This window comes from Lysobacterales bacterium, from assembly GCA_019634735.1.
Taxonomy (GTDB): Bacteria; Pseudomonadota; Gammaproteobacteria; order Xanthomonadales; family UBA2363; genus Pseudofulvimonas.
Genome location: JAHCAT010000030.1, coordinates 1 through 1,838, shown reverse-complemented (window position 1 = coordinate 1,838; position 1,838 = coordinate 1). Strand labels below are relative to the sequence as shown.

The following is a 1,838-nucleotide window of genomic DNA, read 5'->3' as shown; positions in this document are numbered from 1 at the left end:
CACCGCCTGGCGATGCGGCGGATAGCAGACGCCGACGTCGGCGCAGCCCTGGAAGCGCACCTGCACGGTGGTCCCGGCCAGCCCGGCCGGCCAGGACAGGTCCGCGCTCGCCCGAAGCGCGCCGCGGTAAGTCTCGACCTCGCCGAAGAACTCGTCGGTGTAGGCGGTGCCCGGCGGCGTCTCCAGCGCACCGGCCACGACGCCATCGTCGCCGGCCTCGACGCCCAGGCGGTGGCGGTAGAGGTAGTAGCCCGGGGCGATCGTCCAGGTCAGGCGCAGGATGCCTGCCGGATCGACTTCGGCGGCGACCGCGAACGCCTCCTCGACCGGCAGCAGTTCGTCCTCGTCGACGGCGGCCTGGCAGGCGGCCAGGGGCAGCAGCAGGGCGAGCAGCAGGCGCAGCGGGAAGCGTGGGGACATGGCGGGATCGTCGATGGCGGGGCGTGCAGGCGCAGTGGCGGTGTTCCGGCGGCGGCCGCCGCCGCCCGCCGCGGGACCCTGCGACCGCGCGCTCAGGGCGCAGGTTCCCCGGCGGTGGCCTCGGCCAGCCAGGCCAGGTACGCCGGCAGGCCCTCGGCGACCGGCAGGGCCAGCAGCTCGGGGACCTCGTAAGGATGCAGGGACGGCAGCCGGGCGGCCAGTTCGGGCCAGCGCGCCCGCGTGGTCTTGACCAGCAGCAGCACCTCGGCCTCCTCGACCACGGCGCCGCGCCAGCGGTAGACCGAGGCGGTCAACGGCAGCCGGCTGACGCAGGCCGCCAGGCCGGCCTCGACCAGGGACCGCGACAGTGCGCTGGCGGCGGCCTCGTCGGGACAGGTGGTCAGGGCGAGCAGGGCATCGGTCATGGCCGGCAAGCATAGCGCCCCGCCTCGCGCGGGCCGTCCGGGACGGTATCGACCGGGTTCGTCCGCGACGGCCGCGGCCGCCCCTTGAAACGCCGCCGCACGGCCCCACCAAGGGGGCCGCTGGTGGGGTTGGCTCGGCACCCGGTGCGCCGGTATCATTGGCACTCACTGGCGCCGAGTGCTGACAGCTCCGCCTTATTCCCAGTCCGTTCAACCACTTGCGATAGGGTTAGCCATGAAGATTCGTCCCCTGCACGACCGCGTGATCATCAAGCGCCTGGAAGCCGAGACCACCACCGCCGGTGGCATCGTGATCCCCGACAGCGCCACCGAGAAGCCCATCAAGGGCGAGGTCCTGGCGGTCGGCAACGGCAAGATCCTGGAGAGCGGCGAGAAGCGCGCCCTCGACATCAAGGTCGGCGACAAGGTGCTGTTCGGCAAGTACAGCGGCACCGAGGTCAAGGTCGACGGCCAGGAGCTGCTGGTCATGCGCGAAGAAGATGTCATGGCGGTGATCGAGGGCTGATCGCCCGGCCGTCCGCGAATACAGATTCTCCGCGGAAGCGGGGCCCGCGGGACTCCACCGAGTCCCGGGTCCCGGGTCCCGGGTCCCGATACGAACACCCAATCATTCTCGAGGTATCGCAACAATGGCAGCCAAAGAAGTCCGTTTCTCCGAAGACGCCCGCGCCCGCATGCTGGCCGGCGTCAATGTCCTGGCCAACGCGGTCAAGGTCACCCTCGGCCCGAAGGGCCGCAACGTCGTGCTCGAGAAGAGCTTCGGCGCCCCGACCATCACCAAGGACGGCGTCTCCGTCGCCAAGGAGATCGAACTGAAGGACAAGTTCGAGAACATGGGCGCGCAGATGGTCAAGGAAGTCGCTTCCAAGACCTCCGACGTCGCCGGTGACGGCACCACCACCGCCACCGTGCTGGCCCAGGCGATGATCCGCGAGGGCATGAAGGCGGTCGCCGCCGGCATGAACCCGATGG

General features: G+C 70.7%; 4 protein-coding genes. 2 read left to right on the top strand and 2 right to left on the bottom strand.

Going from position 1 to position 1,838, the window contains the following annotated elements; all coding sequences use genetic code 11:
- Both KF823_16700 and KF823_16695 read right to left on the bottom strand, forming a co-directional pair.
- Positions 1-420 (bottom strand): protein-disulfide reductase DsbD N-terminal domain-containing protein (locus tag KF823_16700; GenBank protein MBX3727540.1); only part of this gene is annotated, 420 nt, incomplete at its 3' end.
- Positions 421-512: 92 nt separating this feature from the next.
- Positions 513-845: a divalent-cation tolerance protein CutA gene (locus KF823_16695; GenBank protein MBX3727539.1), complete on the bottom strand. Its 333-nt coding sequence runs from the start codon at positions 843-845 to the stop codon at positions 513-515.
- 235 nt (positions 846-1,080) lie between these two features.
- On the opposite strand from KF823_16695, the gene groES reads away from it, so the two are divergent.
- Complete coding sequence (gene groES, locus KF823_16690) at positions 1,081-1,371, top strand: co-chaperone GroES (GenBank protein MBX3727538.1); 291 nt, start codon at positions 1,081-1,083, stop codon at positions 1,369-1,371.
- A gap of 124 nt (positions 1,372-1,495) precedes the next feature.
- Positions 1,496-1,838, top strand: a 343-nt coding sequence (gene groEL, locus KF823_16685) for a chaperonin GroEL (protein ID MBX3727537.1), incomplete at its 3' end; no start/stop codon positions are given.